Below are 25,564 nucleotides of genomic sequence, written 5' to 3'. Positions count from 1 at the left end.
ATTCCTTTTTGAGATATATTACTGGAATGACACAGAATTTCTAACACTCCCATTTTTAGTGAGAGATATCAAAGTACGACTTGTATTATCTACATCATTTCCCTTTATTTTTAATGCCAGTGATTCAATATTTCCTCCATCATATAAAGTATCTAAAGATAAATGCTTGCCAAATTTTTTATTAATCTCAGAAATCAAACGGACCGCCCGGAGGGAATCACCTCCATTTTCAAAGAAGTTCATATCTAATGTTGGATTATGAAACCCGACAATTTCTTCCCAAATAAGGCAGAGTGACAGCTCTACATGGTCTCGGGGATAACGTAAACAGCTACCTTCACTGTCTGGTTCTATTTTAATCTGATTTAGCTTATTTCTGTCTATTTTACCATTATTATTCAATGGTAAGACATTTAGAACCTTGATCATTGAGGGAACCATATAAGCTGGCAGATTTTCAACCAAGTATTTTCTTATGATACTTATTGGTACACTGCGATGTCCTTTGTAAAATTCGATAAATGCTATTAGTCGTTTATTTCCAGGTGATTCTTCCTGAACTAAAACAATAGCAGCCTTTATCAAGGGATGCTTTATTAACGTACCTTCTATTTCTCCAATTTCTATTCTAAATCCTCGGATCTTAACTTGATGATCAATTCTGCCCATAAATTCTAGATTACCATCAGCTAAATATCTAACAACGTCTCCGGTACGATAGAGTTTATCAAATCGTTTGTCAGAACCTAACTTGTTTTTTAAGAAGTGGCGTTCCGTTAGTTTTGGATTCTTCCTATAACCTTTTGACACTCCTGCGCCACCAATATATAACTCACCTTTGGCTCCCATTGGGAGAATTTTTTGCTCACTATTTAAAACATAAAATTGCGTATTCGTAATCGGCTTACCAATTGGAACCCTCTTCGCGTCTTTAACAAGCTTTTTAACATCAAACCATGCAGATGAACATGTCACTTCTGTCGGGCCATAAGCATTAATAAAACCTCTTGGTGGCGCTTTACTTTCCAAAACAGATCGTGCTTTTGTCGGATCGAGCGCTTCACCACCAACAACGAGTAACTTAATTCCACCAAAACTTTCCGGCAACTCGGTGGCAATTGTGTGATAAAGCGCTGTAGGAAGATAAAGCATAGTGACTTTTTGTTGCTTGATGAAAGCAGCAAACTCCTGAGGGATCAGCTTCGTAGAATCGGGAACAACAGTAATAGATGCGCCATGCAATAACGGTGTCCAAATTTCCCATGTGGAAATATCAAACGCAAAGTTATTAACTTTTGCAAAAATGTCTTCTTTATCACATTGCATATGATTAGTGTTACAAACTAGAGCGGCGACATTGTAGTGTTGAGTCTGGACTCCTTTCGGGATACCTGTAGATCCTGATGTAAAAATCATATACAGGATATTATCGGAAGGAATGGAATGTGAAGGGGCTGTTTCCTTGTACTCTTTAAACAACTGCTGCTCTTCGTCAAGCAATATTAGATTAATACCACAATGTGCAACTGTTTTAGCTAAAGTTAATTGAGTTAAAATAGCAACTGAGTCACTATTTTTCACTATAAAATCGATTCTAGCGGCTGGAAGAGTAGGATCTAATGGTACATATCCTGCGCCCGCCTTCACAATACCTAATAAACCGACGAACATTTCGATAGATGGCTGAACACACAATCCAACCAAATTACCTGGATTGACACCAGAATGATTTAAATAGTGTGCCAACCTATTAGCCCTTTTATTTAACTCTTCATATGTTAAATATTTATCTGCAAATTTAACTGCAATGTTATTAGGATATAATTTAACCTGCTCTTCAAAGATCTCATGCAAGGCTTTATCTGTTGCTATAGGTCCCCTTACATTATTCAACTCTTTAACGAGCTTATTTTTTTCCTTATTATCAACTAATTCAATATAGTCGATGTTTTGATCTGGATTAACTAAAATATAATCAATCACTTTCATATAGTAACGAAAAATTCGATTTACTGTATCTTCATCAAAAAGGTCTACCTTATACTCAATATACCCATTAATCGAACTTACATCAGAAAATAAGGCCAAACTAAAGTCGAACTGAGCGTAACCTGGATCCAATAATAACCATTTCTGCTCTGTACCATCAATATTAAGATAACTCCTTTTCCCATTATAAAGAGAAAAGAAAGTATTAAATAATGGGTTTTTATTTTTCTTACGGCCAGAGCATATTTCTGAAACGACTTCATCAAAGGGGATATCAGAATGTTCAAATATATCGGCTAATTTATTTCTTATTGATTCAATATAATTGAGAATGGTCGTCTGTTTAAAGTCATTATGTCTTGTCACAACGACATTGGCGAAATTTCCTATGGTATTCTCGATAGCACTATGATGTCGTCCAGCCACAACAGTACCAATAGTGAAATCATCTTCACCGCTGATAATATGAATAAGAACCGAGAAGGCTGTAATCATAATCTCAAATTGGGTGAATCCATTGTTTTTCGAAAAAGCATTAAGCTGAGTTACAACTTTTTCCGGTAATTTAAAATAGCATCGACAACCTTTATCACTGACATTAATCGGTGAAGCATTCCTTAGCGTGATATCAACTTCAGAAGGCGCACCTTCTAACTCATTACGCCAAAAATCTAATTTTTTAATACGCTTTGATTCATCCATAAAGATGTTATACCAGCGCATATAATCAATAGGTTGTATCTCAATCACAGGCAGAAAAATATTTCTTTCATTTAAATAGTAAGAATAGAGATTGCTAAGTTCATTGACAAATATATTTGCAGAAGAGGTTCCATCAGAAATAATATGATGGAAATTCCAAAAGAAAATATACTCATCATTATTAATCATCAGTAACACTCTGAATAGACAATCTTTTTCTAAATTAAATGGCCTGGCCGACTCCTCCTCTATAATTTTTTTATATTCTTCTGAAAACTTTTGTTCGGAAATATTATTAAAGTATAAGACCCTAGGTTTAAATTCTGAAATTGGTGAAATTTTTTGATAAGGAACACCATCTAGTGCATAGAATGTTGTTCTCAAAGATTCATGGCGTTTAAAAATATCACTCAATGCTTTCTCTAAACTATTCAAGCAAACCTTTCCCAATAACCGAACAGCTTCAGGGCAGTTATAAGCGGAAGACTGCGGATTGAGCAGGTAAAGATACCATAGATTTTCCTGCGTTCCTGATAAAGGAATCAACCCCTCCCTTGAAGTTGAGGTCGGTTTTTCTATATAGATACTTGTCCCTTTCTCTTCAATAATTTTAGCCAATCCTTGTATTGTTGAATTTCCCAAGAAATCACTCATTTTAATATCTACTGAAATAATTTCTCTTAACTGAGTAATTACTTTTACAGCCGTCAGAGAATGACCACCAATTTCAAAGAAGTCTGTATGCTCATCATTTACCTGTTTACCAAGCACTTCTTGCCATATATAGTGAACTTTGCCTATCGTTGAAGAAGTATCAATTTTTGAAGTTTCTATTTTATGCGAATCAACAATGTCTGGCAGAGCACGAATATTTAACTTACCTGTTGAAGTTAAAGGGAGAGCTTTTAGCTCTACAAATAAACTTGGCACCATCTCCTTTGGTAAATGTTTTTTTGCAAATTGTCTAAGCTCATTTTTATCAACTGCCACGTCTTCAAATGGAACATAGTAAGCAACCAAGAACTGATTTACTTTATCTTGATCATTGCTTCTTAATGTGACTCTGAGTTGCATGATAGATACGTGGCTTTCTAATACGTTTTCTATCTCTCCCGGCTCTACCCTGACACCATTGATCTTAATTTGCTGGTCAATTCTCCCTAAAAATTCCAGTCCACCTCCAGATATAAAGCGGGCTTTATCACCACTTTTGTACATGAATGAGTCTTCATCCTCTGTAAACGGATTTCTAATAAACCGGGACTCAGTCAACTGCGGTCTTAACAAGTACCCATTCGCAAGAGGCTTCCCTGCAATATACATTTCGCCAGGTACACCAATGGGAACTTGCTGCATATCATGGTCAAGTATGAATATCTGCCTATGTGGGCAAGGGAGACCAATATAAGTAGATGGTTGTTGTTCATCTATTTTGCATTGCCAATAACTGGTATCAATAACTGCCTCAGTTGGCCCGTAAAAGTGATATAGGTTTACTTTTATCTTTGAATGTATCACTTCCCTTACGTTATTAGGCAGCAATTCTCCACCAGTAATAATGCAGGTTAAAGAACTACATTTCTCAATATCTTTCTCATTGAGCAGCAGACCAAGCTGAGTAGGGGGAATTTGAAGGTGAGTGACATTGTACTTAATCACCGTATCCACAACTTCTTTTGGATCCCAATTAAATTCATTGTCACCGTTAACAACCAATGCACAACCCGCAGAGAATGCGCCAAAAAACTCCCATATAGCAACATCAAAATTCGGTGCCGCCGAATATAACAATCTATCACTTTCACAAAGGTTTAAAATTGCCCGACGGTTTTCGAGTTGCAAACAAAGTGCGTTATGGTTCACCATTACACCTTTAGGTTCTCCAGTAGAGCCAGAGGTAAACGAAATATAGGCAATGGAATCGGGTGTAGCCTGGCTATTCATTGTGATAGAACTTAAGTTGCCAGATTTTAATTCGCTATCAATTTCAATAACGTATTCGCCAAACTCTTTTGCAATATTTGCAAGTGAACTCTCACTAATGATAATTGAACAATCAGTGTTAGAAACTATCTTTCTATTTCTCACCACAGGATGCCTTACATTAAGCACGACAAAAGTGGCTCCCATCTTAGCGATAGCCAATAAACTGGCTATTAAATAGGAAGTTCTCCCCATACAAAGGCATATAACATCACAAGCCTTTACGCCGGCGTCTCGCATAATAGCCACTATCTGATTCGTTTTTTTCTCTAATTGCTGATATGTAAGATTTTCATCAGAGCCAGCTAATGCTATACCTTGAGGATTTAATTCCAAGCATTGATGAAATAAATCAGATAATGTTTTATCCTTACTTTTAGAAATATTATTTGTCTCACTATATTTCTTAATTTCTTCCTTTTCGTTATCAGGGATGATGGGTAAATTTGCCACTGACCTATTTAGAGTTTGAATTGATTCAATTAATTCAATTAAATTGCCTGCTCGTCGTTTAATCGTATCTTGGCTAAAAGCATTAGAATGAATCCATGTAATTGAGTAATCATTATTTTTCTCTTCGAGAACAATACAAATGTCAACACCATTTAGATCTTTATATTGAGGAAAAAGTCCAATGCAAAAACAAACTGTGGTTGTAGCCAATCTCAGTAATAGGGAATGACTCTCTGACTTCCCTATTACATCCACAATCGCTTCACTCGGAGTTGACCACTGCTTTATTTTACCGCTTAGAGTAACTAAGTTATTTTCAATTGAATCGTTAGGCTTATATTGGTAGGTAAAAAGGCATGTCGAATTTTCCTTAGCATCGAAGATGAGTATCGATATAGATTCTTGATTAGAAATTCTGGCCAAAAATACAAAAAGCGAAGTCAGTATTACTTCTGCTGTAGATCTCTTATTCAATTTAGCTATCTTTTTAACTTCAATTTTTGTTTGCTCTTTAAGTAAGGTAGTCGTCCTGCTTCTCGTCAATGTAACTGCTGAGGATAGCATTGAATCTTTTATAATATTTACTAATGGCGCTCTATTTTCTTCGATATCATTATGAAATTTTGTAGCTTCATCAATCAATAGACTTTCTTCATTATTGAAATACTCCTTTGAAAGAAATGGATCAATATTACTTAAATCTGTAGCGATTGTCTCGTCTAACGAGCCGATCTCAAAACTATAGTTATCAATCTTCTCTGAAATACATTTTATCTGACTCTTAGAGTTTGTTCGACTTAAGTTAATTTTGGCTGAGGTAAATTCTTTATCATAATTATCCTTTATCCAATCAATGATAGTGTCTTGCCTTGAAGGGTATCGATGCTCTATGCATGCATGTAAAATAGCCCAAGCTGCAACTCGGCCAATATAATAATAGGCCGCTTCAATCCCATTCTCTTTAGTTTTGCACAAGCTTGTGATTTCATTTATTGATGAATACAGACGGCTCCAAATTTCTTCAGCCCCAAGTTTTCCAACAAAATAAAATTCAGTTTCCAAATCTTTAGTCGTTAATGTTGCCCCCAGTTCCATTAACAATGTTTCAGTTGGTCCCTCACCTATTCTCAAAAATCGGCTATCTCTAAGTAAGCCAGATGCTACATTTCTTTCATCTAACCCTCGCGCTCCCATCAATTGAACTAAATTATCCGTAGCTTTCCAGGCAAACTCAGACCCTAGGACTTTCGCAGTAATACATAGGCCAGCAGGAACAAATACACCGTGATCTAAATCATCGCATACTTGATCAGATAATGTCTCCACACTTGTTATCGCATGAATTAACCAACTCAATTGCAATTCTGTAACTGGATTATTTATCAGCAACCCTGTACTAATTTGACGCTGAGAAGCAAATCTATACATCAATTGGGCACAACGTTTCATTACTCCAATTGTTAGTGAGCTAGCTAGTGCACGCCCAGAAAATAAACTGCTCTCGGCAACTTGCATTCCTTTTCCCAATTCACCTAATAACTGAGTATTTTTCACAACAACATTATTAAAAGTGACAGTACGTAAACCGAGACCTTGAACACCCAGGTTATTCTGTTCATCACCAACGTCTATACCAGGAGCAGACGCTGGAATTGCAAAGCAACTAATTCCTGATTCACAGTCGAACTGGTGTTTTGCGAATACAATAAACACGCCAGCAAGAGAAGCCCCACCTAACCAACATTTACTACCATTGAGTACCCATGAATCTTTATCGCATTTTGCCAGGGTTGATTCTATACCTCGTGGATTCGAACCCGCAGCGGGTTCACTAAGTGCAAAGCATCCAATCATCTCACCAGTTGACATTTTCGAGAGATATTCCTGCCTTATCTCTCGACTGGCATGTTTGAGTATTGAATGACTACATGAGTGCTGGAGTATGATGAAAGCCGCAAGAGTAATATCTATAGCCGCTAACTGCTCAATGACTTGAGAAGTTTCTGATACAGGAATATCGATGCCGTTGAATTCTGCTGGAATTTGCATCCCAAAAAGTCCAAGCTTCCCTGACTGATAAATAAACCACTTCGATATTTCTTTACTTTTGATTAGCTTATAATCTGATTTAGCAGTTAATTTTAGCCAGTTTAATAGTTTTTTCGTTTTAGGGTCAATCTGAACTCTATTACTATCTTGGCATTTTTCATTGATATCTTTTTCTACCAAAATATCTTTTGGAGATCTCAATTCAATAATATCTTCTCTTACTTTCATTTTTCACCTAACTCCTATTAGTACTTTTTCCCGAAAAACGGATATGAGAAAATTGGCAAATTATCAAAGGGTTATAAAAATTTAATAATCAGGAGAATCTCCAACATAATAGATTGTGAAAGAGTGTCATTTCCTCTATCCCAAGCAGCGTTATTTTGATTACTTTATATAGTGTGATTTTTATTTCAATTATCTGGGTGAATGATAAATCCCATCTCTTCCATCAGAGGGATCATTTGCCATTCAAATATTTCAACTCCAGAAAAATCTAATGTTCTCACATCTATGTTAGAAATCTCTGCATTTCTCAGATCAGCTTTAAATATTGACATCCCATCATACCGTGATGGAGAAAAAATGGTATTGGTTAAGTTTGCACCTTCAAGGTTTACTCTTGACAATACGACTGAAACTAAATTGCTTCCTGACAAATCGCACTTTTTAAGATATACCCCTTCAAAGTCTGAATACTTAAAATTCGATTTTATTAATGTTGCTGAACTGAATATCACTTTTCGACTGACTATTTTCGTAAAGTCAGCAAGTTCAAAATGACACCCCTGAGCCTGACATCTATCTATTGTTATATCGAATAACTCAGAACGATAAAAATTACTTGTTGAAATGTCACAACAAACAAACTTCGAATGGCATAATTTTGCACTATGAAAATCACAGCCTTTTTGACTCTCTTTATTATAAAATAATGTATTCTCAAATTCACCATTTGAAATATTCGTTTCACTAAAGTCGCAGTTAAATATTTGACAATTTTTTAACCGCAAACCCTTTAAATCTGCACTTGAAAATTTCGAATCAGTGATAACACAGTTTTTAAATATCAAGTCTGGTTGATACTCATTACTCCAATCCAACTTATTAAATTTTCTACCTTCAATGACACCGGTTGTTTCCGAAATATCCAACGTATATTCAAACATATTAAAACTTCTCAAATGCGATGATTCATAATGATTAATACACTCCCCAGGCCATAAACTGCATGACAAAAGCAAGTTTTGATAAATGATTTTCCAATGAAATCCTCAACCCCGTATCCATTATCTTATCACCCTTCTCAATTATCTATATATACATCAATTTGAGAGGGATGTATTGAATAAATTGAAGGAACTCATAAATACCACAGCTCACCACCATTCTCCTGATACTGTATTTTGTACCAAACGAAAGTGAGTAAATCAATTCACCATAAAATAAAAAAGTCCTAAAAAATCGAGCTTATGATACCCCGGCTAATACACAGCCAACCTAGCAAGAATTAATAACGACTAAATACACTGTGAAGTGGCTAAACACATTGGGCTGTATAACTAATGAGAACTTATCTGACACTTTGCCTTTCTCTTGGTAAGCTACCGCCCTTAGATTACCGACACTCTAAATGCCGTATAAAGACTTTATTAATGACTTTTTAATATTATTCAGGCTATCTGGATAATTAAACTTAATCTTAATTAATATTATTTTTCAGCAAGATTTTACACTTGCTTAATACAACTAGGCGCCAGTTTTTTTATCTATTATCAGTTTCTATCTTCTGAATTATGTAGATATTGCAAATACTCATGACATGTTGGTAAGCCACTTACCATTTTTTTGGCTTTAACATGATGTTGTAATAATATTTCATCCGCTTTATCAGGTATCATTAATGATAATGCTGGTTTGCTAGTTAATGAGCCTGAACTCAACCCTAAGATCATTGTATTCCACGAATATTCTTCAAAGCCGTGATAGAAAGGATAGATAGTCTCTTTATCCAATAAATGATCCTTAGCTAACATTATTTTTTTTAAGAGCTCTTTAGGTAATTCAATATTTTTCCATTCTTTCCAGTATAAAGTATCATTACGCTGTGCCAGCGAAAAATGAAGCAGCAGAAACTCTTTAACACCATCAACGACGCGATTAACTCGTGTGTTATATTCTTCAATTAGTAGTTCATTACTGCTACTTCTTGGAAAGAATCTAACGAGTTGTTCAATTCCATGTTGAATGAAAAAAATTCCAGTTGATTCTAAAGGTTCAACAAATGCGCTTGATAATCCAATAGCGACACAATTCTTCACCCAAGAACGGTTACTACGACCAATTCTCATTCTAATATGATTTGCCGCACAATCTGCGTTTTCATATGGAATTGATCTTCTTAGTTCAGCTTCGGCTTCTTCAGGGCTTTGATATTCATCACAATATACATACCCATAACCATTTCTTTTATATAAAGGGATTGTCCAACGCCATCCATTAGACATAGTACGAGCGGTTGTATACGGTTCAATATCACGAGTGTCCTCTCTGGATACTCTTAATGCTACTGCGCGGTTGTTTTTCAATACATCAGAGAAACTAACAAATGGTTCATTCAATGCTTGGTTAATTAATAATCCTTTGAATCCGGTACAATCAATATAGAGATCAGCCTTAAGTTTTCCACGTATTTTTGTTTCCAGATGCCCAATGTTTCCGTTCTCATCAATTTCTACATGGGTAACATCATCTTCTATATGGCTAACACCTCGATTCATTGCATAACGTTTGAGAAAATTCGCAACTTCGTCTGCATCAAAATGATAGGCATATGGGAACTGAGCCCGCTGTTCTGCTAATGTTGATTGACCAAGCGATTTATCAGAAGATTGAGCAAAAAGCGAACCATCTAGTCTTCTAGGAGATCGTTTAGCCTCACAAAGGTGAGGTGTCAAAAAAGTCGCATAATCAAAACCTTGGTTTGTCGTACTTTTTCTTAACCACCATTCAGAAATGGGAAAGCCTTTAACTGTTTCCCAACGTTCAAAGGGGTGATAGAAATGATTATCTTGACCATCCCAATTCTCGAATCTAATCCCTAATTTATAACTTCCCGCACATTTAGCTAACCATTCACTTTCATCTAAACCAAGATAATCAAAGTAATGACGGACTGTACTGAATGTTGCCTCTCCCACACCTATTTTTTTTACTCTCTTCGATTCCAAAACTGTAATATCGACATTTTGAGCGAATGCTTTCGATAAATAAGCCGCCGTCATCCAACCAGCTGTACCACCACCAACTATTAATACTGATTTTATCATGTTACCTCTACTTATTAAGATATTCAGATAAAAGCATACGGAAGAATAATAAATTCAATTAGTTGAATTTATATCCACGATTAATTTAGCAAAAGAATCACATTTGCTTCTGATTTTACATAAATTTTTAATTTATTATTTATACATGAAAAATCCTTTTTTATACGATTATTTTATTGGACAATATCAGCCTCGTACCAAAAATGTAAACCTTGTTGAGCTAATTTTGTGATCGTTATTGGAACAAAACATTATAAATCATGATCATTTCTCTCTTCACTTTACATTAAAAGCAAAAATAATCTTCTTCAACAAATTAATATTAATCTATTATTTATCAATAGACTAATAATCACATAAAGAATTAGTTAAATGAATTTCTGCGCGGAATAGGGCTCAGATCAATATTAAGTGGGCATTTAAGCAATCTAATTTACCGAATGAATCATTGCCGAATGCACAAGTAAACCCGCTAGCAGGTTGTATCGGTTTAATCGTAATACTCCGGCGCTTTACAAAATGTTGGCCAGGCATCCGGATCATGCCCCGTTACCACAATCGCATTCGTACGCTCGGCTAAATGCCGTAACTTTTGTACTGAATGTACGGTTTCAATGGTAGAGGTGAGGAACCCTGGCAATGCACGTTCTTCCCAATGATCGAGAGTGTAAGCAGCATCAATCGTTAACAACAGGCTGCCACTGTTCGGCAGAGTGACCAGCAGTGATTGGTGTCCCGGTGAATGCCCCGGAGTAAATACCGTTTTTAGAATGCCGTCTCCGTAGATATCGAACAAATCATTGCGTTCCCCATCCAGAAATTCCCACTTCAATCCCGGACGATCAAAATCCTTACGAATGTAACCACCGACAGCAAACCAATCCGGCGTGTAGGCATATTCATATTCACGTCGCTGTACGATATGCGTCGCATTAGGGAAACGTCCTATTGCACCTGTGTGATCGAGATGAAGATGGGATTGCACCACATAGCGGATATCTGCGGGATCGATACCCAACTTTTTCACTTGTGCTACACAGCCTTCATCTTCACGCATTACCGGCTGGTAGGTTTTTGTGATAGCTCCCCAATAGCCTTCAGGGTTAGTTGCAATTTCAACCGCATTACCGCCGTCAATCAGCGTATGACCTTTAGGATGAGTGAGTAAAAAAAACGGAACTGGAATTTCATAATCGGCGCCATTCCCCTGATTCATCTTAATATTGTGAACCTTACATTTGATGGATCCGGTTTGCAGCATATACAGGCGAATATCTGACATAATGATGTTAACCTTTTTATCGGATTTGTAGGGTATTTGGGGTTATGAGACTTGTAAACAGGTCTACCCGCTAATCAGAAAATCTGACTAACGGGCAGGATTTTAAAAAACTTATTCTCAACTTTTACCACTCAACACATCATCTGGCAAAAATTACTTCAACTCCATCGCATCACGTATGGTGAAATGCAGGTCTGTCTGGTCAGTCAGACCAACAACATTGGCGGCCTGAGGACCATAAGCAGCAACCCTAAGTTGAGTACCCGTATGTTCCTGATCTTTACCCTCAGAGTTACTGTAGCTAACCGCCATTATTGAACCATCTTTGGTAATTAATGCCTGAGTTAATCCCGGAGATTTCACATCAGCTTCTATAATTTGGCTAGAGTGGGCATGATCGGCTGTAACAATAACCAATGTATCACCATGTTCACGGGCATATTTCAGACCAACTTGAACTGCTTGATCCAATACGACTGTTTCACCAATCTGTCCACAAGGGTTAGCTTTGTGATCCTGTTTATCGATAGAAGCGCTCTCCACTTGCAGGAAAAAGCCATTCTTATTCACTTTCAGTAGATCAATCGCCTTCTGCGTCATCTGTGCCAACGTTGGCGCATTAGGATTCCGTTTGGAGTTAACTTTACAGCTCACTGGCGGGTTATCAATATTACCGTGGTAAACCGCTTTAGGTCCTTCCCAGGCAATATCCATATTTTTTTCATGGAACAGACCCAACAGCGGTTTTTTCTGGTTTGCTTCCGTAATTGCATTCAGAGAGTTAACATCGCTTACCAACTGATAACCCTGTTCCCGTGCCTGCTCTTCCAGAGTTTTACCCTTTCCAGCGCCGGCAACCGATTTCTGGGCGAAAATTCTGGCGCCTCCGCCCAATGTTAGATCTGCACGGGCCACCAACAGTTGCTCGGTGATGGAACCGCGTCCACCATTTTCCAGTGCATTAGTCGGGCATTTTTCAGTTGTTTCTTTTGGGCCATAACACTTACGACCGGTCACATGGGCATAAAGTGCCGCCGGTGTTGCATCCTGAATTGCCGCCGTTGTTACATTACCTGTCGCTTTGCCATTCATTTTTGCCAACTCAAGCAAGGTTTGATGATCTTTACCAAATACATCAACACCCAGCGCGCCATTATAGGTTTTTATACCGGAAGCCCAGGCTGTGGCAGAAGCGGCTGAGTCAGTCACATAATTGGGTTTCTGGGTCTTTTTATCAAGAGAATAGTGAGTATATTGACCGGTGAATGGTAAGGCATCAATCCCTTTGAAAAATCCACCGGCACCTTCTGCATAGTTACGGGCGATAGTAATTTCAGAATCTCCCATACCATCACCAATAAACAAAATAACATTCTTGGCTTTATTGTTATTAATTGCCGCTTTTAATGCCTCAGTTTGATTGTGACCCATACGGCGAGCACCACCAAATTCCGTAATATTACCTTTTACCGCCCGACCTTCCGCCATAATTTGATTAGCCTCCTGCTCACCTGCCGCCAATACAGGCAGACTGACACTTGAAATTAAGGCCGATATCATCGCTACAACCAAACTTTTCGTATATTTTTGAGACATAGGATTTCCTTGAGAAAATCAATTGAAGTAAAAATCATCATCAGACAAAAAGATACTAAATAAACTATGTGACAATTATGTGAAGAAAATAGATCCAATTTACCATTTTGCTACCAACGACTGTGTTCCATGATAAAGCGTCTCACACCATGAGACATAATTGTGACCACTGGAGACTTCACTGGATTCAACCGGATAACCCTTCTGCAATAACGTTTTTTTCATGCGACGGTTATTATGCAGAATACCTTCCAGTTCACCCCGGTTGACTTCAAACAAGCCCGCCTGTAAATAGAAACGAAGCGGTTTTTTCTCTGCTTTAGCAAACTCACGGATCAGCCATTCAGGCTCTTCTCCCTGAGGCGCCCACCGACATACTAAGGACATTACCGAACAACTCAGGGTGGTTAAATGCAACCCATGAAGATGCCAGTCCACCATAGCTGGAGCCTGAAATGATGGTACGTTCCGCCGGAGCTTCAATCCCCTGAGCAGCCAGCCACGGCATCAGTTCGCTAGCCATAAATTCAGCAAAATCAGGGTTGGGTGGTAACTCTTGGCCCCGGCGTGCGTTATCCAGACTATCGACAAACACCACATACATTGGTGGAATTTTTCCTTCTTCAATCAGGGAATCAAAAAATCTATCGATATGGTACTGTTTACGGTAAATCTTCCCGTCAAACAGTACCAATATGGCAGGCTGTTTCATCGGCATAACCGATTGATATATCGCAATTTCCCGACTATTGCCCAGAATTCTACTCTGAAACTGGTGAACCTTAACATCACCATGAAAAGGTAATTGCCTGAATCTCTCTACGTCACACAGAGTTGGCCTTAATGCTAGCAATGAATCATGATTGAACACATCTTCCGACACCGTCGGCACCACATTTTTATTCAACGGATCAGCCTGAGCAGTGACCAGAATCGCTCTACGTTGCTCGTCAGCAGTGCCTTCTAGCTGTGGCAAATCCGGCGCTAATTTATATTGCGTCAAGGTATCCGACGGAACGATATAGCTGCGAAACCAAACATCAGTCCCTGCCAGATGCGACATAGGATCATGATCGTTACTCGGTGCGCCAAGAATAAAAACATTCGCTTTTGCCCCACGCCACAAGAAAGTTACCCGTTTGTTTTTACCATCATAATCCTCAATCAGTGGTGTACCGTGATGGGCCATTTCCCGCCAGAAGGTATGAGTTCCTTTCCCTTTTGCGACTTCAGCCTGGAGTTGTTTCAGGCGCGGGCTTGCTGGTTGCTGTCCATAATCATTATCCCAGGGAATATAACGTGGAAATGACAATGTGAGTTGCCACGGCGCGCCAGCCTTCCCCTTGGCCGACAACCGGTATTTTCCTGCCTGAGGAACGGTAAATCCAATTGACTGCCGGGCATCCGCCGGATTATCGGTAAAAAGCGTACGAATATGTTGTTGATTCCCCTTCTGAACCACCAATTTCTCTATGCCCAGCCCTGATCCGCGCACATAATGTTTAGCCTGAATTTTAAATTCAATACAAGCCATTCCCTGAGAATCGAAACTTCCCGTTATTTCTTGTTGATCTTGCTGGAATTTTATTTGGTAACACTGAGATGCAAATACATTAAAAGAAGCCATAAGAGCACATATCATTATCTTTATTTTCATTCTTTTCTCTTTATTGATTTTCAGTTAGAAACATTCAACCATTTTTCCGCGACAAATCATGCACCAAATTGTTATTTAATAATAATAACAATTACTATTATCAATAGAATAAATTGTGTGCTAATTTTCCATGCAGAGATAAATGTGTGAAAACATTTCAAAGAAATTACTCCCTAACAGAATAAAACAATTTATGGTTGAAAATAAAAAGGACTCAATGCATTAATATAATCTTGCGAATACCTGCACATTAAAATATTAAGTTATTCATTTGCGATAAAGAAACGGAATATACTCTATTCCGCCTCTGAAAATGTAACAAAGATAAAATTTTTTAACTACTCACTAAATTAAACTTAGTCAAACAGTATGATTATCAACTGCAAAATTTAATTAACCGAAATAGAATCCAAAATTTCTTTACTCATACTCTTAGCTAAATTCCAATCATATCGCCCATAAAGGCGAGACAGAGCAACAAAATGGGCTCCAGAATAGAACATTTCATACTGAATATGACGTGAGGCAAATTCAGAGCCAACAGCATCCCAGACTAATTTCAACAATTTTACTCGTTCAATGGGTTCCATTAAGGTTGAATATTGCGTTTTTTCTATTAAACAACGGATCTCTGGGTTTGCTAAGTCAACATAACTTGACGGTAACATAATCACACCACCTCCCGAGAGTTTTCTGATGTTTTCTATCACCTTGGGATAAATTGACTGAGCAACGACCTGACAAGCATATAATTGTAATTGATTAGGAATATAATACCCATTGTGTCGATCTGGGTTATGAAATAAACCACGGAAAAGCCCTTCAATATTAGTAGCGTAGCAAGCAAGCTCTGCTAACGACTCGCGAACAGCAGGAAACTCATTAACTCCGGTGGCTTCAGTAAGCGCGTGGGCTAAACCAGCCAAAAAATGCAGTTTAACGGCGTACCGGGCTAGACTTTGACCATCCCCTAAAACTTCGGCGGCAGTTGATTCGAATTGACGACGACACATGTCAATATTTTTATACCCGCTTAACTTGAAGATGCAGTATTCATAACCTGGAAGTTGTCATTAATACGGCACGACAGGTTCCCGGCCAGTTCCGGTAATATTTCCGTAAAAAAGCGATGTATTGCCTGCTTGAACAAGGTCGTCGAGGCGAAATAATGGTTATTCCTGACTTGTTCATTCATCACCTTCCACAGCCTTTCTATCGGGTTCAGATTCGGGCTGTACGGTGGCAGGTAATGAAGCTCAATATTCATCACATAAGCCCAGTCTTTCACCAGCCTGCTTCGGTGGTAACCAGCTCCGTCAAGGATAATATGAACCTTCTGACTGACCGGATAGGTTTCACGCAGAGCAATGAAAAACTCTGCGATGTGATAACTGTCGATACGGTCATACTCGCGTACTACCGTTTTACTAATATCAGCCAGATTAAGGGCCCCCATCAGGTTCAGACGGGTACGGCTTCCCGTGGTTTTCACCGCGGTTTTCTGGCCTTTTCGCATCCAGCCATAAGCCAGTTTCGTCCCCTGAGTGGGATGGACGCCATCAATGAACAGGATGGGCTCATGGTCTCCGGCTTCCTGCTTGAGTTTCCCGTAGGTTTCTATAAAGGCCCGCTGCTGTTCCGCGTTGAACTTGTGTGGCACGCCGGTCGGCTTTTTATAACTGAATCCCTGGTGGTGCAGCCATTTATTCATGCCGGGAACGGTGTAACGGATATCCCACGCTTCTTTGACAAGGCGGATAACCGCCTGTGTGGTGGGCAGAAGATTTGCGGTCAGATAGGCGATAAGTTCCTGAGTCTGTGTTTCGCTGAGATGGCTCTGAGAGCCGCCATTTTCGGGCTTGATTTTACGGTGATTAAGGTAATCGCTGATATGACGATGAACGGTCGTTTCATGAAGACGCAGGGCCTGAGCGATCATGACAGAACTCCAGCCCTCAGAGGCCAGGAGGACCGCTTTGATGCGATCACACTCTCTCTTATCACGGCAGGTGTGATGGAGATGTTCAAGTTCGGCTTTTTGTTCATCGGTAATGAATATTTTCATGACAGATACCATGAACCTCATTTGGGCGAAAATCAAGCAGTTTCAATGATTACGGGTATATAAACAAAAACTCTTTCCCACGGAACGAGAACATCGTCGAAATAAATGACTGCATCATTTTCGTCAAATTGATGCGCTAAAGGGGAATCAAATTTATTGCTCCCTATTTCATAGGATTTTCTGGAAAGAATTTTTATTCCTTTAGTATTCAAAGGCAATGCAAAAGACAAAGCATATTTATTATCAGCTGATTCTTTGAGTGGATTGAATACACTAACAAAAACTTCTTCTGCAAGAATTGCGGCTGTCCCTAACATCTTCGTCCCCCGAACAATGATTCCCTGGGGTTTTTCCTCCAGCACCCCGAGAGAATGAAATAAATTTTTTGTATGCTCACTCGGTGTTTTAGATCGATCACCTTGTGGATTAACTAATGTGAAAGCCAGATAAAGATCTTTGTCACGGGCATATAAGTAGTAGTTTTTTAACGCCTCTGCCCTGTCTCTGGAATATTCCTCAAATACTTCCAGGTGAGTTATCATACCGGTCATAACTGAAGCAACATGATCTGGGCTCCTGCCTAACCAGCCACCACTCCGGGTTGCCAAGGCATACGCAGCATTGCCTCTGGCAATCAATTTCTCCCGGGTATCCGGAAGTTCCCAATATAAACCCACATTCTTGCCGCCAGGTGTTTCGAATCTCATCTGATCAGCATGTTCCGCCTGGTAATCATAAAGTGAAGCTGCGGTCCTGATTACATTCCGAAAAGCAGGGTGATCTACATGATTAGTCACCTTTTCTCCATTAAGAGCCTATCCCAATAGGATTTTGTTCCAGACTATAATCCCGCAGGCAAAATGTAACATAGCTTCATAGTTTTCGACCTTCTTTTCCCATCGGATCAGTATCCGACGAAAGCGATTCATCCAGCTATGCGTCCTCTCGATAACCCATCTTTGAGCTTTAAAGTCCGTATTTTGGCAGGCATCTGATTCCTCCTTGCGAGACTGAATATGCGGCTCGTAATGCCGACTTCGTAGATAGTCTTTCAGCCATTTAGCATCATATCCCTTATCCAGACACAGCCTGACCTTTTTACCCGGCTTGCCTGTCTGAAGTGCATCGAGCGTATCTGCAACCAGTTTGATATCGTGCGTGTTTGCTGCGCCAACAACGAGTGAAAGAGGAAGCCCGTTAGCCTCGGTCATGAGGCTGCGTTTTACGCCTTGTTTCCCTCTGTCTGTGGGGTTACGACCTGTTTTTTTGTCCCCGCTAAAGGGGATTTGGTCATGCAACCATCCAGTGATAACCACGACCAGTCGATGATCGCGAGGTGCTTGCAGGCCAGCAAACCGTTCTGCCAGAAGCGTTCAAAAACGCCGGCGTCACGCCATTCCTGAAAACGACGGTGAGCCGAACTTGACGAGCATATTCCTGTTGCATTCAGGGCATTCCATTGGCAGCCTGTTCTGAGCACAAAGAAGATGGCATCCATAGCGGCGCGGTTATCAACCCGTTTGCGATGTGTACCTAGCGGATGCTGAGTTTTATGTTCGGGGATAAGTGGCATCATTTTTTCCCAAAGCTCATCACTGAGCCGCCATTTGTTGTTTGTCATACTCTCTATACCTTCAGAAATTATCCGTTCTAGAATATTATACAACATGACAATTCCTTTTGGGATAGGTTCTTAAATTGTGCAAATCTTTTATTGCTGAAGGAGGAGCATTAGTATAATTGCGCAAGTCTCTAATATCTTTTGCCAATAAATCTCTAGCCGATCCCGTATATGGTCCTTTCATTGTAGGAATCAGTTTATGTTCTCCTCTAGGGAGAGCTATTGATGGAGCTACTTTAGGATCATAACCAGTAATTACTTGCCCCGCAGGATGTTTTTGAGCCGCATGGTGGATATCTAATTTATCACCCACCTTAGAACGTCTCTGTAAATCATAGAATGTACTAACTTCATATTTTTGTGTTGGACAACCCGCCAACCCGAACGGGTCGATCCAATTGACCGGATCGTGGACATAACTGCACGCCAGGATAGATCATCAGAAGGCCGGAAGATCTTGAAATATCTTTCCGGCTTTGAGTTGTATTAGACTTTTCTTATTTTTTGGTAAAAATAAGCAACATCAATTAAGGTTGATATCACCCCATTTTCATCAGGCCAATCCATAATAAATCTTGGATATGATGGCTTGTAAACTTGGGGATTCATAACCCTTATCATTTCCTCTAACTCTTTTTTTACTTGAGTTAATGCACTAATAGATAATGGTGCATTCTTTCCACTTTGATGTAGTTCAATTGTATCCTGAACTAATTGAAGAGCATCAATCAAAAATGTTTTGCCAGAAGTTTTCATTTCATTAGAGATCCATATTTCCACGGCTCAAGTACAAATATTTGCTCTGCACCGCCAGTATATTGAGGGCCGAAATCATATTGTGGTGCTGCTTTACCTTTTATGATTGTCGTTCCCGGTTTTATTTGAAACTGTTGAATCCCTGTCATTCCATTCCAATCAGGCGGTAATGCCAACCCACTTCTATTCGTTTGTGGAGTGAACGTTTCAAATACATACTGCCCTTCAGGTCTGGCTCTTTTTCCAAAATCATGGAAGCGTGCACCATAAAGGCTATCACCTGCTTTATGTACAGACATTCCTGACAGTTCAAATGAGTCAATGATCTGCTTTCTTTGACTTCTGCCGACTCCCATAGATTGCAAATATTCAGATGCATCTCTAACTCCTTGATATGGGTGCGGAGGTTTCCCTTTATTCCCCGGACAGCCAGTTAACCCGAACGGGTCTTAGGGACTATCCCGACGCCATCATACAGTTTAGCGGACCTTTCCCCCTGATTTAGCAGCCTTTTTCTCCACCGCTTTTTCCCACCCTGTTAAAGAACATGCCAACTGGCCCCGACGGGCACTTTCCCGATGTTAGCGCATTTTTTCCCCGACGTCAGCGCCGGGTTTCGCCCCGCTTTGCCTGCCGGAACCGGGTTTTATTGGGAACCCGTGGCGGCGGTGCAGCTTGTCTGCGCCGCTGACGCGGGTTGGCCGGGTGCGGGCTGGCGAAGCCCGCAGGTGAAGCTTTTCAGCGGGGAGCCCCCGCTCGCGGGGGCGGACGGGGCGGAGATGGCGAGTACGGGAACGAGCGAGGAGCCTGCGACTGCGAGCCGGACGCAGCCAGTGCAGCAGGGTTGGGCGGGGGCCATAAATTGCGCCAGCTTGCTGGCCTGCCTTCAGGGCGGTTGACCTTGACGGACTGACCGACAACGGTTTAAGGCGGATTTTCGCCCCGGAGCCGCCACGGACGGCGGCGACTGCGGCGGCGGGTTTGGGCACCGCGGCTGACAGCAGCGGGCGCAGCCCGGTGCGCCTCTGGGGCTGAGAAGCTCAACCCGGCGGCCAGCCGCGCACCGGGGCCAAGGTAACCGCGCAGCGCCCATGGGTGGGCGGTGCCGACATAATGTGCCGTTAAGCGTTGTGGGCCGTGTAGGCCCATTTCGCTTAATGCCACATTATGTTGAATGGCGGCTGACCGGCAACGATTGTCACCGCGAACGCCGGAGTTTAGCGCCGGGCGGACGTCATTTACCGCCGGGCACGCCGTAGGTAGGGAGGCAGTCTGTGCGCAGGGACGCGCGCAGTCTGCCTTTCACTGCACCCCACGCGCTCACAGGGAACCGGCTAACATTAAGATTGTCCGGCAACACAGCACGTTCAGACCGGCTTCGGGCTGTCCGGCTTGTCACTCTCCGCCTGCTTGTCGTCTGGCGTGGCCTGCTTTGACTGCCGTTCTGCCGGGTGGGTCTGCTCATGCACTTCCTTTAAGTGACCGATAGCCACCCGGGTATAGATTTGGGTGGTTTCCAGCTTCTCATGCCCCAGTATCGCCTGGATATGCCGGGTGTCCGCGCCGTTCTCCAGCATCTGGGTTGCCATTGAGTGGCGGAACAGATGACAGGCCCCCGGTTTAGCCAGTTGCGCCTGTTTACGGATGCTGTCGGCGGCTATCTGGGTTAACGTGCCTCTGGCCAGTCCCCGGCCTTTCTTGGTGATAAACAGGTGACCGCTGTCCTCCCGCCGCGTTAACTCGGGCCGGACACTGAGCCAGCGGCTTAACCAGTGCAGCGCCTGTTCGCCGATGGGCACCACCCGGTCTTTACCGCCTTTACCCTGTCTGACCATCACCACCCCGCGCCCGAAGTCCACCTCGCTTAACAGCAGGTTGGCTACTTCCATCCGCCGGATACCGGTACTCCACAGTACTTCAAGGATAGCGCGATTTCTCAGCCCGGTTGGGGTGTTGATATCCGTTGCGGCTAAGACCGTGTGGGTTTCGTCTTCATTCATCACCTGCGCCGGCAGCCGTTTTTCTTCTCTTGGCAATACCATGTTATCCGTCGGGTTATACAGGATATGGTGACGTTGCAACAGCCAGCGGAACCACTGACGTAAGACACTCAGGCGGTCCCGCTGACTGCCCGGCGTGTAGGGCTGGCCGTCCGCTTTACGGTGGCTTCTCAGCCAGCGCTGGTAACTTTCCAGCAACGGCAGGCTGACCTGCGGTGCGGTCATCACCCCACGCGCTTCGCACCAGTTGACGAACGGCAACAGCCGTTCTTCATAGGACTCTTGGGTCCGTTCGCTTAAGCCCTGTCCCTGCACGGCTTCCAGCCAGGCCGCCAGATGCTGGCGTAAGGTGGCGAAGCGGGCCGGGATGGCGTCGGGTTGACCGTGGGTCTCCATGACAGAGGGGCGTTTTTTTCTGTCTGGCGAGGCGAGGGTTGTTGCCGGGCTGGTTGGGATAGCGTGCTGTTGCTGCAACCAGTCGAACCACAGGCGTAAGGACCGCAGGCGTCGGCGCTGACTGTCCTGCGTATAAAGCTGGCCGTTGGCCTTGCGGTACCGGGCCAGATACTGCTGCCAGTTTTCCAGTAACGGTTCGGTGACCTGAGCGGCGGATATTACGCCCTGTTCCTCACACCAGTTGACGAACGGTGACAGCCGTTCATGACGGGCGGACTGGCTCTTTTGACTCGCCCCCTGCAACAGCAGGTTATCCAGATACGCGTCCAGATGCTGGCGCAGGGTCAGCGAGCGGGGGTTGGATTGATGTTTAACGGGTGATGACATGATGGGATTTCCTGTAGGGAACAGCGGTTAATGGTTATCGGTGTGTGATACATCACGACGGTACGATGGCTTGATTCTTAGGTGGCCGGAACAGTCCTTTTCTGTCTGCCCCAACTTGCGGACCGCTCAGCCCGGTATTGCTGCGGTCTGGCGTCCATTTCCCGGCCTCCAACTTGGGCCCAACTTGACCCCAACTTGAGGGCAACTTGCGGTTCAGTCAGTCCAACTTGCGTCGGTCGTATTCCGGGTTTTCGGGTTCTATGATGTACTGGCAGTACGATACGACGGCTTTTTCTTATTATTGCCGGAACAGTGTTTTTCAACCGTCCCCAACTTGCGAGCCGTTCCTCCCAGTATTGCTGCGGTCTGACGCCGGTTTCCCGCCCTCCAACTTGGGCCCAACTTGATCCCAACTTGAGGGCAACTTGCGGTTCAGTCAGTCCAACTTGCGTGAGTCATATTCAGGGTTTTACCGGTTTTTCCGGCGCTGTCAGGTCAATCAGGCCGCACAGATGGGCTTCTTCTGCGCTGTCGCCGTTCCACAGCAGTTCATACTGCAACAGATGGCCGCGACTGCCGCCGTGGACTAACAGATATTCCATGTCGGCCAGTCGCTGACAGTGGACTTTTAACTGGTTATCGCTCCACTGGGTGTAATGGCGGATATCGCGGCGGGTAAAGCGGACCGCGTTCACCGGGCGTTGCTGCGCTGTCGCCGTCTCTTTCACCATCGCTTGTATCAGCAGTAACAGTTTTCGGGTCTGGGGCGACATTTCATCCAGCGTGCGGCCTAATATCTCGTGGGCCAGCCGGTTTGCTAAGCTAATATCGTCTTTGGTCACCTCGATATATTCAAGCCGTTTGCCCCGGTGTTCCGCGGTCTTCACCTCGCGCTGGTGCTGATGCAGCAGGGCGATACTTTGTATCAGGGTGAGATATTTCATGTGGTCGCGTCGGGTGCGGGTTTTATCGCTCATGAACGTTAACTGTGAGGCATAAGGGTTAACCACATTCAGCGGGCGCAACAGCCGCTGGGCGTTTTGATGCAGTTCGGTGATATATGCCTTTTCATTCTCGGCCAGTAGACCTTCCAGCGTTTGTTTATGGCGCTGCAAGGCGTGGATAGCTTCGGTCTGCTCCCGCGATTCGTTTACCGTCAGCACCAGACAGCGGTTTAACAGCTCTTCATCGACATCTATCGCGGTGGTGGTGAGCATCAGCATCACCGGCCCTTTCACCGTGTACTGTTTGGTGACCAGATTCCCGCTGGCATCGTCTTTACCGGTACTGGCAATGGTCAGTTCGCCGTCGCTTTGCAACAGTTTGAGCGCATAGGCGGCCTGCCTGACGCCTTCCTCTTCGGCAATGGCTAAGATTTTATGCTGGAGATTGGTTTCCCCCAGATAGAACAGACTCTGGCCGGTCATGGCGCTGTATTGCAGCCGTTCTTCTTCCGGTATCAGATTGAGTACCGCATCCATTAAGCTGCTTTTCCCTGCCGCCGAACTGCTTTGTATCAGCACGGCCAGCGGACGGTCCAGCTTGCGACTGACGGCGGCTAAGTAACCGGCCAGCAGGTTAGTGGATTCGCCCACCACGCCACAGGCGGCTAAGTCAGCGGTGATGCGTTCACTCAGTTTCGGGTCTTGCAGCAGCGCCAGCGCCGCAGCCCGCTGGTCCTCGCTCAGTTCGGGAACCGGTGGGGGTTCGGTTTGTTCACTGACGCCGGCCTGTTGACACTGTTCCAGTACCAGCAACACCTGCCCCAGTGCCCGGCGCAGGTCACCTTCGGCCAGCCCGAGTTCGGTGGCGGCCAGCCGCGCATACCCGCCCCGGCTGCGGGCGCTCATCATGTCCACGCTGTCGGCAAACATCACGCCGCTGTCGGTATCAACGACCTGAACATTCACTTTCATCACCGCCGCCCCGGCTTTCACCTGTGACAGGCCCCGGATACCCCACTGTTGTGTGCCCAGCGTCAGGGATATCTCGCCGTTAGCGCCGGTTTCCCAGACCACATTCGGCATTGACGGCAACGCGGCTATCCCGGCGGCTAAGGTGCTGACCGTTTCCGGCACCGGAACCGGCTGATGTTCAGCCAGTGCGGCCCGCTCTGTTGCGGTGGTGGCCTGTACCTCTGCCGCTTCCTGCATCGGCATGGCACTGTCCAGCAGCAACCCGAAGGCCCGTTCCGGCTCAGCGACCTGACACAGATAGCCGTTGGCATCCATGCCCTCGGGGAACACCACCCGGAACACGGTGATACCGACGGCGGTGAGTTCGGCGGCCAGTTTTACCGCCGCTTCATTGCCTGCCGGATCATTGTCGTAGGCGATCAAGACCTGCTTAACGCCATGCCGCCGAAACGCCTGCCGCATCTCATCGGTGAAGCCGTTCACCCCATAGGCGGCGGTGACATGGCGGTGACCGGCCACCCAGAACGACAGGGCGTCGATCAGGGATTCACAGAGGATGACCGTCCCTGAACTGATCAGCGCCGGCTCATTCCATATCCCGCCATGTGCGCCGGGAAGGTACAGATGCAGCGGCGTTCCTTTACGTAAACGGTCGGTGATTTTGCGCCCGTAGATCTCGCGGATCTGGCCGTTCGGGTCGATAACCGGTATCACCAGCGAACCGGTAAAGTGCTCGTGCCCGCTGTCGCGCATCAGCCCCACGGCCCGAAGACGGGCGCGGATCTGTGCGCCGGCCTGCACCGCCTTGATGGGCAGGCGATAGGCTAACGTGCGGTTGGCAAAGCCCAGTTTAAACTGGGCGACTAATTCCGGGTGGTTGAGCCGCCGTTTTGCCAGATAATCCAGGGCTTCGGGGGCATTCAACAGCGTATGATGGTAGAACCCGACGACCCGACTGAGCAGCGCCTGCCGTCCGGCGTCATCATCGGCCAGCATGGCGGGTTCATCCGGTTGCACCAGCGGGGCCACCGAGGGGTTATCTCCCAGTATCCCGCGCAACTGTTCCACGGCCCGGCGCAGACTTAAGCCTTTGGTTTTCATTACCCAGTCCAGCACGGAGCCGCCGGCATCACAGCCAAAACAGTGATAAAGATTTTTTGCCGGTGAGATAACCATTGACGGGGTTTTCTCTTCATGGAACGGGCACAGCAGCACGTAATCTTTGCCGCGTTTAAAGAGCTGTCGCCCCTGTTGCTCCACCACGGCGACTAAGGAGACGGCGGCTTTCAGGTGCTGTAATTCTGCGTCGGGTATCCGTGCCATGTTGTTGACTCCTAAATCCTGTCAAGATTTAAATTGACTCTTAATTGGATTTATTTATAA

At 43.6% G+C, this 25,564-nt stretch carries 18 protein-coding genes and 1 pseudogene; 2 read left to right on the top strand and 17 right to left on the bottom strand.

Features of this window, described 5'->3' with window-relative positions; translation table 11 throughout:
* Positions 1 to 18: 18 nt before the first annotated feature.
* The 14 genes and pseudogenes from VY86_RS05175 to VY86_RS05110 form a co-directional block, all read right to left on the bottom strand.
* Positions 19 to 7,404, bottom strand: coding sequence for a non-ribosomal peptide synthetase (locus VY86_RS05175; RefSeq protein WP_046974169.1), 7,386 nt, complete (start codon positions 7,402 to 7,404; stop codon positions 19 to 21).
* Between the two features lie 185 nt (positions 7,405 to 7,589).
* Complete coding sequence (locus VY86_RS05170; protein WP_021324659.1) at positions 7,590 to 8,345, bottom strand: pentapeptide repeat-containing protein; 756 nt, start codon at positions 8,343 to 8,345, stop codon at positions 7,590 to 7,592.
* Between the two features lie 606 nt (positions 8,346 to 8,951).
* Complete coding sequence (locus VY86_RS05165; protein WP_021324660.1) at positions 8,952 to 10,505, bottom strand: tryptophan halogenase family protein; 1,554 nt, start codon at positions 10,503 to 10,505, stop codon at positions 8,952 to 8,954.
* A 490-nt stretch (positions 10,506 to 10,995) separates the two neighbouring features.
* Complete coding sequence (attM, locus tag VY86_RS05160) at positions 10,996 to 11,787, bottom strand: AttM family quorum-quenching N-acyl homoserine lactonase (protein ID WP_023043713.1); 792 nt, start codon at positions 11,785 to 11,787, stop codon at positions 10,996 to 10,998.
* A gap of 153 nt (positions 11,788 to 11,940) precedes the next feature.
* Positions 11,941 to 13,383: an alkaline phosphatase gene (phoA, locus tag VY86_RS05155; protein ID WP_046974167.1), complete on the bottom strand. Its 1,443-nt coding sequence runs from the start codon at positions 13,381 to 13,383 to the stop codon at positions 11,941 to 11,943.
* A gap of 99 nt (positions 13,384 to 13,482) precedes the next feature.
* Complete coding sequence (locus tag VY86_RS25675) at positions 13,483 to 13,770, bottom strand: alpha/beta hydrolase (RefSeq protein WP_238591578.1); 288 nt, start codon at positions 13,768 to 13,770, stop codon at positions 13,483 to 13,485.
* Entirely contained in the window at positions 13,727 to 15,010 is a 1,284-nt protein-coding gene (locus tag VY86_RS05150) for an alpha/beta hydrolase-fold protein (protein WP_238591576.1), read from the bottom strand. The genes VY86_RS25675 and VY86_RS05150 overlap by 44 nt, the downstream gene beginning before the upstream one ends.
* Before the next feature lie 419 nt (positions 15,011 to 15,429).
* Entirely contained in the window at positions 15,430 to 16,053 is a 624-nt protein-coding gene (locus tag VY86_RS05145) for a 4-hydroxyphenylacetate 3-hydroxylase C-terminal domain-containing protein (protein WP_238591575.1), read from the bottom strand.
* Between the two features lie 20 nt (positions 16,054 to 16,073).
* Positions 16,074 to 17,105 carry an IS630 family transposase gene (locus tag VY86_RS05140; RefSeq protein ID WP_046976622.1) on the bottom strand — a complete coding sequence of 344 codons (1,032 nt, stop codon included), beginning with the start codon at positions 17,103 to 17,105 and terminating at the stop codon, positions 16,074 to 16,076.
* Positions 17,106 to 17,137: 32 nt separating this feature from the next.
* On the bottom strand, positions 17,138 to 17,902 hold the full coding sequence (locus VY86_RS05135; protein WP_238591573.1) for a 4-hydroxyphenylacetate 3-hydroxylase N-terminal domain-containing protein: 765 nt from the start codon (positions 17,900 to 17,902) through the stop codon (positions 17,138 to 17,140).
* 18 nt (positions 17,903 to 17,920) lie between these two features.
* Positions 17,921 to 18,678 (bottom strand): annotated as a pseudogene (locus VY86_RS24005) (IS5 family transposase).
* 85 nt (positions 18,679 to 18,763) lie between these two features.
* A complete protein-coding gene (locus VY86_RS05120) occupies positions 18,764 to 19,039 on the bottom strand; it encodes a hypothetical protein (protein WP_046974166.1) in 276 nt (91 codons plus the stop codon).
* A gap of 173 nt (positions 19,040 to 19,212) precedes the next feature.
* Positions 19,213 to 19,482, bottom strand: a complete 270-nt coding sequence (locus tag VY86_RS05115) for a hypothetical protein (protein WP_046974165.1) — start codon at positions 19,480 to 19,482, stop codon at positions 19,213 to 19,215.
* Positions 19,479 to 19,847: a hypothetical protein gene (locus tag VY86_RS05110; RefSeq protein ID WP_162200352.1), complete on the bottom strand. Its 369-nt coding sequence runs from the start codon at positions 19,845 to 19,847 to the stop codon at positions 19,479 to 19,481. The genes VY86_RS05115 and VY86_RS05110 overlap by 4 nt, the downstream gene beginning before the upstream one ends.
* 182 nt (positions 19,848 to 20,029) lie before the next feature.
* Here VY86_RS05110 and VY86_RS24535 point away from each other — a divergent pair, with 182 nt between their 5' ends.
* Positions 20,030 to 20,173, top strand: a complete 144-nt coding sequence (locus VY86_RS24535; RefSeq protein ID WP_158019888.1) for a hypothetical protein — start codon at positions 20,030 to 20,032, stop codon at positions 20,171 to 20,173.
* 424 nt (positions 20,174 to 20,597) lie between these two features.
* A complete protein-coding gene (locus VY86_RS24530) occupies positions 20,598 to 20,741 on the top strand; it encodes a hypothetical protein (protein WP_158019912.1) in 144 nt (47 codons plus the stop codon).
* A 108-nt stretch (positions 20,742 to 20,849) separates the two neighbouring features.
* Here the strand turns inward: VY86_RS24530 and xerC are convergent, their stop codons facing one another.
* The 3 genes from xerC to VY86_RS05085 form a co-directional block, all read right to left on the bottom strand.
* Positions 20,850 to 21,878: a site-specific tyrosine recombinase XerC gene (gene xerC / locus VY86_RS05095; protein WP_046976723.1), complete on the bottom strand. Its 1,029-nt coding sequence runs from the start codon at positions 21,876 to 21,878 to the stop codon at positions 20,850 to 20,852.
* 464 nt (positions 21,879 to 22,342) lie between these two features.
* A complete protein-coding gene (locus VY86_RS24525; RefSeq protein WP_158019887.1) occupies positions 22,343 to 22,678 on the bottom strand; it encodes a hypothetical protein in 336 nt (111 codons plus the stop codon).
* Between the two features lie 48 nt (positions 22,679 to 22,726).
* Positions 22,727 to 25,504, bottom strand: a complete 2,778-nt coding sequence (locus tag VY86_RS05085; RefSeq protein ID WP_046974162.1) for a CHC2 zinc finger domain-containing protein — start codon at positions 25,502 to 25,504, stop codon at positions 22,727 to 22,729.
* Positions 25,505 to 25,564 lie beyond the last annotated feature (60 nt).

Source organism: Photorhabdus thracensis, from assembly GCF_001010285.1.
Lineage (GTDB): Bacteria > Pseudomonadota > Gammaproteobacteria > Enterobacterales > Enterobacteriaceae > Photorhabdus > Photorhabdus temperata.
Note: the sequence above shows the minus strand (reverse complement) of the source record. Positions and strands in the feature narration are given on the sequence as shown.

Coding starts and splice junctions, on each gene's coding strand:
- VY86_RS05175 (WP_046974169.1), bottom strand. CDS start 7,404: ATGAAAGTAAGAGAAGATATTATTGAATTGAGATCTCCAAAAGATATT.
- VY86_RS05170 (WP_021324659.1), bottom strand. CDS start 8,345: ATGTTTGAATATACGTTGGATATTTCGGAAACAACCGGTGTCATTGAA.
- VY86_RS05165 (WP_021324660.1), bottom strand. CDS start 10,505: ATGATAAAATCAGTATTAATAGTTGGTGGTGGTACAGCTGGTTGGATG.
- attM (WP_023043713.1), bottom strand. CDS start 11,787: ATGTCAGATATTCGCCTGTATATGCTGCAAACCGGATCCATCAAATGT.
- phoA (WP_046974167.1), bottom strand. CDS start 13,383: ATGTCTCAAAAATATACGAAAAGTTTGGTTGTAGCGATGATATCGGCC.
- VY86_RS25675 (WP_238591578.1), bottom strand. CDS start 13,770: ATGTCCTTAGTATGTCGGTGGGCGCCTCAGGGAGAAGAGCCTGAATGG.
- VY86_RS05150 (WP_238591576.1), bottom strand. CDS start 15,010: ATGGCTTCTTTTAATGTATTTGCATCTCAGTGTTACCAAATAAAATTC.
- VY86_RS05145 (WP_238591575.1), bottom strand. CDS start 16,053: ATGTGTCGTCGTCAATTCGAATCAACTGCCGCCGAAGTTTTAGGGGAT.
- VY86_RS05140 (WP_046976622.1), bottom strand. CDS start 17,105: ATGAAAATATTCATTACCGATGAACAAAAAGCCGAACTTGAACATCTC.
- VY86_RS05115 (WP_046974165.1), bottom strand. CDS start 19,482: ATGAAAACTTCTGGCAAAACATTTTTGATTGATGCTCTTCAATTAGTT.
- VY86_RS24535 (WP_158019888.1), top strand. CDS start 20,030: ATGCCAACTGGCCCCGACGGGCACTTTCCCGATGTTAGCGCATTTTTT.
- xerC (WP_046976723.1), bottom strand. CDS start 21,878: ATGGAGACCCACGGTCAACCCGACGCCATCCCGGCCCGCTTCGCCACC.
- VY86_RS05085 (WP_046974162.1), bottom strand. CDS start 25,504: ATGGCACGGATACCCGACGCAGAATTACAGCACCTGAAAGCCGCCGTC.